The 6,494-nt window shown below is 70.2% G+C and carries 4 protein-coding genes and 1 pseudogene; 3 read left to right on the top strand and 2 right to left on the bottom strand.

The genetic code is table 11. From position 1 onward, the window contains the following. Both QHF83_RS25775 and QHF83_RS25770 read left to right on the top strand, forming a co-directional pair. Window positions 1-1,883, top strand: a pseudogene (locus QHF83_RS25775) (hypothetical protein); the annotation flags it as partial. A gap of 163 nt (window positions 1,884-2,046) precedes the next feature. After that, entirely contained in the window at window positions 2,047-2,565 is a 519-nt protein-coding gene (locus tag QHF83_RS25770) for a class I SAM-dependent methyltransferase (RefSeq protein WP_282420586.1), read from the top strand. Between the two features lie 3 nt (window positions 2,566-2,568). On the opposite strand, the gene QHF83_RS25765 is transcribed toward QHF83_RS25770, so the two are convergent. Next, window positions 2,569-3,492 carry an adenylate/guanylate cyclase domain-containing protein gene (locus tag QHF83_RS25765; RefSeq protein ID WP_282420585.1) on the bottom strand — a complete coding sequence of 308 codons (924 nt, stop codon included), beginning with the start codon at window positions 3,490-3,492 and terminating at the stop codon, window positions 2,569-2,571. A 48-nt stretch (window positions 3,493-3,540) separates the two neighbouring features. Next, window positions 3,541-4,935 (bottom strand): SIR2 family protein, encoded by a 1,395-nt coding sequence (locus tag QHF83_RS25760; protein ID WP_282420584.1) that lies wholly within the window; start codon window positions 4,933-4,935, stop codon window positions 3,541-3,543. A gap of 85 nt (window positions 4,936-5,020) precedes the next feature. On the opposite strand from QHF83_RS25760, the gene QHF83_RS25755 reads away from it, so the two are divergent. Continuing rightward, window positions 5,021-6,487, top strand: coding sequence for a 5'-methylthioadenosine/S-adenosylhomocysteine nucleosidase (locus tag QHF83_RS25755; protein WP_282420583.1), 1,467 nt, complete (start codon window positions 5,021-5,023; stop codon window positions 6,485-6,487). Window positions 6,488-6,494 lie beyond the last annotated feature (7 nt).

The following is a 6,494-nucleotide window of genomic DNA, read 5'->3' as shown; positions in this document are numbered from 1 at the left end:
CGGCGTTCGTCCTGGCGCGCTCGGGCCGGCCGGACGAGGCGGCCGAGCGGGCGAGCGCGCTGCGCGAGCGGCTCGGGCCTTCGCCGACGCCGGCGGAAGGCGCGCTCGCGGCGATCGCGGCGTGCAACGAGGGCGCCGCGCTCGGGCTCGCGGGGCGCTACGACGACGCGCTCGCGGTGCTGGGCGCGCTCTCCGAGCGGCTCACGGGGACATGGCAGAGCCCGTTCCACGAGGTCGCGGCGGCGGCGGCCTACAACGAGGTGGCGGTGCTCGCGCGCGCGGGCAAGCCCGAAGCGGCGCTCGAACGGCTCGGGCGGGTGCGGGCCTCGCTCGGCGGGCTCGGCGCGATCGTGCACCGCGTGCGCTTCTCGGCCGCGCTGCTCGAAGGGCACCTGCTCTCCACGCTCGGCCGGAAGGACGAGGCGATCGCGCGGCTCGAAGCGCTGCAGGACACGCTGCGCTGGGTGGACGTTTGTCTCGATCACCCGGGCGAGGTGTACATGCGCGAGCGCCGCGCCGACGTCGCCTGGTACCTCACGCTGATGCGCGAGCAGACCCGCGGCGTGGACGAGCTGCCGGGGCTGCTCCAGGCGAGCGAGGAGGAGGGCGACGCGCGGCACGGGCGCGTGCACCTGCGCGCGGCCTTCGAGCTCGTGCGGCACGGGCGCAGGCTCGACGATCTCGGCGCCCACCGCGCGGCCGTCGCTTGCTACGAGGAGGCGATGTCGCGGCTCGAGCGCGCGGGCTCGCGTCCGCCGGGCGACGCGGCGATGCTCGCCTGCGCGGGCCTCGTGGCCCTGTCGCGCGGCGCGGCGCAGCGCGGCATCCCGCTCCTGCGCAAGGCCGCCGAGCAAGGCGGGACGGCCGCGCTGCAATGGTCCGTCGAGCGCATGCAGGGCGAAGGCCTCGACGTCGAGGCGCTGGTGTCGGCCGTGCGCGAGGCCTTCGACTGGGTCCCGCGCGACCGAACGGACGCGCTGCGCGCCGCCGATCCGCTCGGCGTGACGTTGATCCGCGCGCTCGTCTACCCGGGCCGCCCGCCCGAGCCGCTCCTGCCTCCCCTGCCCTTCCCGCCCGTGGCCGCGCGCTTCGCGGCCTCGGCCACGCCCGCGCTCGCGCAAGGCGCGCCGGGCTTGCCGCAGACGGCCGCGCTCACGCACGTGGGTCGGCTGCTCCTGCTCGATCCTCCCGACGGCACGGAGAACGACCTCGCCACGTTTGGCCCGCACTCGACCGAGCCCGTGAGCTCGACGCGGATCTCGCCGGTCTCGCTCGCGTCGCCGCTCACCTGGCCCGAGCGCGCCTCCGCGCCCGCGGGCGAGGAGCTCGGCAGCGCGCTCGACGCGATTTACCCGCGCTCTTCGCCCGTCGCGGCGCTCATCAAGAGCCAGGCGACGGGGCCTGACGGCGCGGTCGTCACGGCGCCGCCGGTCGCCGTCGAGGTGGAGGCGCGGGACGGCGCGACCTTCCGCCTCGCGGTGCTGAGCGACGTACACGGCCACGATCGGCTGATCTACGACGGCGTCACCTCCATCCAGTTCCGCGACGGCCAGGGCCCGTCGGCGCCGCGCCGCGTGGCCACGCCCTTGCTCGCCTTGTGGCGTGCGCTCGCGATGGGCCCGCAGGGCACGTTTTCGCTCTCGGTCGCGCAGGGATCGTCGTCGCCCACGACCGTCGTGCTCACGGGCGGGCCGCGCGAGCCCGGCACGGGGATCCTGCGCGTCGAGCTCCACGTCGATCGTGTGCTCGTGACGCGGGGCGATCCCGCGGCGCTCCGGCACGTCGTCGCCGAGGACGTCGACGGCGTCGTGTATCGGTTCGAGGTCGAAGCGACGGTCGGCAAGATCGAGCCTTCGCTCTTCGGAACCATCCCGGGCCTGTAGGCCGTGACAGCGCGGGAAGGGCGCGGCGCAGGTCGCGCCGATCCTGCGCAACCTGCGCAGCCCCCCCGAGAACACGCGACGTAAAACCACGCGTCAAAGCCGTGGCACGTGAGGTGCAAAGGACTCATCCGTCCGCATCACGTTTTCCTGCTCCGGCTGCACCATGAACCACGTCGCCCTGCAACCGATTCACGTCGCCGAGCGGCCCCGATGGGAGCTCGAAGCGTTTCATCGATCGCCGAGCTATCGGATGGACCTCGTGGCGCTCTTCACGATGCTCGAAGAATTGCCGTTCCGCTCGATGCTCGATGTCGGCAGCGGGACGGGGCTCGTGGTGCGCGAGGCGCGGGGGCGGCATCCTGGAAGGCGCATCGACGGGGTCGAGCGATTCGATTTCGGCGCGGCCGCGGCCAAGCGACGGCTGCGGAAGCGATACGACGTGATGACGGCGGTCCACGCGCTGAACCACGTGCCCCACCTGGATCGGGCCGCGGCGACCATGGCCGAGCATCTGACGGCGGGCGGGCACGTGGTGGTCGTCAATCCGAACCCGGCGTTCACGTGGATCGGCGTCGAATACCTGGACCCCCGGATCCTCGATCGCGTGATGGCGCCGCACGGGCTCCGGCGAATGCGGAGGCTCGAATACGGAAACGAGCTCCTGGTCTACCGGAAAAACTGAGCGTCAGCCCTCGCGGATGGCGGTCACCTCGAAGAGCCCGTGCTCGCCGGTTTTTCCTTTGACGGGCACACGCGCGGTTTTACCGATCACGACGCGCCCGGAGATCTCACGATGAATGGCCTCCGAGACGAGGAGGCGGGCGCCGACGTCCTTCGTCGCGGATTCGATGCGGCTCGCGAAATTCACGGAGTCGCCGATCGCGGTGATCGCCTTCCGATCGCTCGAGCCGACCGGGCCCACGACGGCCTCGCCGTAATGGATCCCGATCCCGATGTCGAAGGCGTGCCCGTACGTCGCGAGGAGGTACGGCGTCATTTTCGACTTCATCGCCGAGAGCATGCCGAGCGCGGCGCGCACCGCGCGCATCGGGGCGTCGGGTTTGCCGTCGACCCCGAAGAGCGCCATGAAGCCGTCGCCCATGTAATTGTTGATGAACCCGCCCTCGGTCGCGACGGCGCTGCCCATCGCCTCGAAATGGCGGTTCAGGACGTGGATCACGTCGTACGGCAAGAGGGCCTCGGTGAACGGGGTGAAGCCGCGGATGTCGGAGAAGAGGATGGCGACGCGGATCTCCTCGCCGACCGGGGTGAGGTCGACCTTCGATTTGCGCATGCGGTCGACGAGCGCGACGTCGTCGTCGTCGAGCACGAGCCTGCGCACGCGCACCGACCCGCGCACCGTGGCCTGGCAAGCGATGCGGACCTCGCGCGGCAAGCCGAGGCGCTCGGCGAGCGCGCGCTCGACCTCGTTCGGCGGCTCGATGTTGTCGAGCCCTTCGACCACGATCACGCGGCACGTCGAGCAACGCGCGTGACCGCCGCAAACGTGGGTGTGAGGGATGCCGGCGGAGAGCGCGGCATTCAAGAGGGTCTGTCTCTCCTCGACGTCGATGCGGATCTGATCGGGCGCGTAGAAGATGCTCGGCATCGCCGGGCATCGTAGGGCGCGGAGGCCCACGAAATCCACCCCGAAGGCTCAGGTCGCGAGGCGTGAGAGGCAGCGCTCGATCGCGGCGAGGATCGCGCCTTCGTCCTTCGCCTCCGCCCCGAGCGCCTCGAACGAAGCCGCGTCGATTTCCGCGGGGAGATGCGCCGCGGGCTCTGCGCGCATCTGCTCGTGAATCACTTGCGCCGCGTGCCCCGTGGCCGCGATCGGCAGAACCACGAGGCCCTGCGTTTTCGCGATCTCGAACTCCTCGAGCACCCCGGGCGCGGGCACGCCGCGCCGCAATCCTCCGATCACGATCATCACGCCCGCCTGCGCGATCAGGTCCTCGCGTGATTTTCGCTTCCACGCCTCCAGCGACGCGCCGGGCGGGACCACCTCGCGAACCGGGCGCACCACGAGCCGCCTCGAAATGGCCGCGGCCGTCCGACCGTCGAGCGCCTCGACGAGCCCCGTGACCGCGGCGCTGCCCACGACGCGCCCGAGCCCCGTCACGAGCCTGAGGCTTTTCGAACCCACGATGCGCCCCACGCCACGCGCGATCGTCGTGACGAACGCGCGCTCCTTTTCGTCGCCGTCCTCGGGAAAACTGCCCGACACGAACACGCTGCGCTGCGCCCGCCGCCGCTCCAGCTTGTGCAGGACGTCCGTGATCTCGGCATAGTCATTCACGACGAGCGCACGAATGCCATACCGGTTCAGATCCATGACGTGGAGATCGAACCGCTGCGCGTCGTACGGATCCGAGGGGCGCTTCAGGATCGCGTAATGCCGGCGCGCGCCGTCCTCGAACGATCGGCGCAGCACGGAAAGGACGTGTCCGAGGTTCGGATCCGTGAAGCTCAATCCGAGGAACAAGAAAGTGCGCGTCGTGAGGTCGGTCCCGAGGAGCTCCAAAAATCCCGGGCGCGCGCGGGGATACCGCTCGTAATCGTCTTTCGTCAGGACGATCTCGGACGGTTGCGAGGCCGTGCCGTGCATCTTGAAGAGCACGGCGTCGGCCTCGGGGTCCGAGGTCGTCAGGTCCCCGCTGCGGGATTTCACGTCGAAAGACTTGCCCGCCTGCCGCCACGCGCCTTCGAGGATCGTATCGTAATTCGTGGTCCAGACATGGCCGATGGGGAGCCTTGCCAGGATGCGATGGTTGTCCGGGATCCCCACCTCCCGATCGAACGTGCGTCGGACGAGGGATTCGAGGTAGGAACGGCTGCCGGCCTGGCGATTGACGTAAAACTGGGCGAGGAGGACGAGGTCGTGCTCTTTGCCCACGTCGAGCCCGAGCTCCCGCGCCATGCCGTCGAGCAGCTTGCCCCAGCCGGGCAAGCCCGCAGCCATCGACAAACCCGCGCCGACGAAGAGAGCCGCGCTCCCGCGTTCGAGGGCATCGATGTAATCTCGCAGGAAATCGGTGAGGCCCTGATCCATGCTCCGGCTCCTCCGCGCGCGGGTCCGCGCCGCGCGTTTGCTGAAGCGTACACCCGAGGCGCCGCGCCTGGTAGACTCCGCCTTCATGAGTGACGCCGCAGAGGGGCAGGAGATGTGGGTGCAGGTCGCGGGCACGGGTTCGCGAAAAGCGCCGTTGCCCAGGACGGAGGAGCTCACGGCGCAGGCGATCGGGCGAGCGCTGGCGCAGAGCGGCGCCGGGCTCGTGACGTGCGGCTGGAACGGCGTGGACAAGGCCGCGACGATGGCCTTCGCGGGTGAGCTGCAAGCCCTCGGGCTCCCGCTCTCCACGCGCCTCAAGCAAATCGTCCCGCGCCCCGACGAGCCCTCCTTTTTCGGCGGCGACGTGGTTTACGTGGAGAAAGGTGTCCCCGAATGGGTCGAGAGCGTGCGGCGCGCGCAAGCCGTGATCCTCATCGGCGGCATCAGCGGTACGTACAAGACCTACCAAACCGCGCGTAATGAGCAGGTGCCCGTCTTTCCGCTGCCGTCCACGGGCGGCGACGCGAAGAAGGCATTCGACGAGATCATGGCCGATTTCGAGGGCTCGGGCCTCTACCGGCGCGTGACGCGGGCGCAGCTCGCCGCGCTCGATACGCCCATCGCCACGCGCGAGGCGGCCGACGACGTCGCCGAGCGGCTGCTCGATCTCGTCACGGAGGAGCTCTCGGGCCGGAGGCCCGTCACCGCCACGGATCGGCCGAAGGGGCCGCGGGAGCGCAAGAGCGCGTCGAAAACGAAGCCCGAGCGGATCGATTTTTTGCTGGTGACGGCGCTGCCCGAGGAGCGCGACGCGCTCTTGCGACGCCTGCCCGGCTTCGAGCGGGTCGTGCCGCGCAAGGACGACGTGCACGTCTATTTCCGCGCTGCGTTGCCCGTCGCGGACGGCTCGGGCAGCTATCGAATCGTGGTGCTGCCGCTGCTCGGAATGGGCCGCGTGAATGCGGCGACGGCGACGAGCGAGGCGATCAAGCGCTGGCGGCCGCGGCACGTGGTGCTCGTGGGGATCGCGGGGGGCGTCGCGGCGAGGAGCGTCTCGCTCGGGGATCTTTTGATCTCGGAGCAGGTCGTCGATTACGAGCTGCAAAAGCTCACGGAGCAGGGGATCGAGGTGCGATGGTCGGTGCACAAAGCATCGCGGCGGCTCTACGCGGCGGCGCTGAACGTGCTCGGCGACGCGTGGACGACGAGCCTCACGGTGCCACGTCCGGGCGAGGGCGCGCCGCGGATCCACCTCGGGCCGATCGCGTCGGGCGACAAGGTCGTCGCGGTCGAGCGGGTGCTCACGGAGTATCGAAGCGTGTGGCCGACCATGATCGGCGTGGAGATGGAGGCCGCGGGCGTGGCGAGCGCGTGCTTCGCGGCGGCGCGCCAGCCGGAGTTCTTCATGGTGCGCGGCGTGTCGGACCTCGCCGACGAGCACAAGAACACGCCGCGCGTGCAAGAGTTTCGAGCGTATGCGTGTGACGTGGCCGCGAGTTACACGGTGGAGCTCTTGAAGAGCCACCCGATTCCGTTCTTGAAGAGCAAATAGCGCGGCC

The sequence above is a fragment of the Polyangium sp. 15x6 genome (assembly GCF_029960785.1).
GTDB lineage: Bacteria > Myxococcota_A > Polyangia > Polyangiales > Polyangiaceae > Polyangium.
The sequence above is the reverse complement of the archived record's forward strand: the minus strand, read 5'-3'. Positions and strand labels throughout refer to the sequence as shown.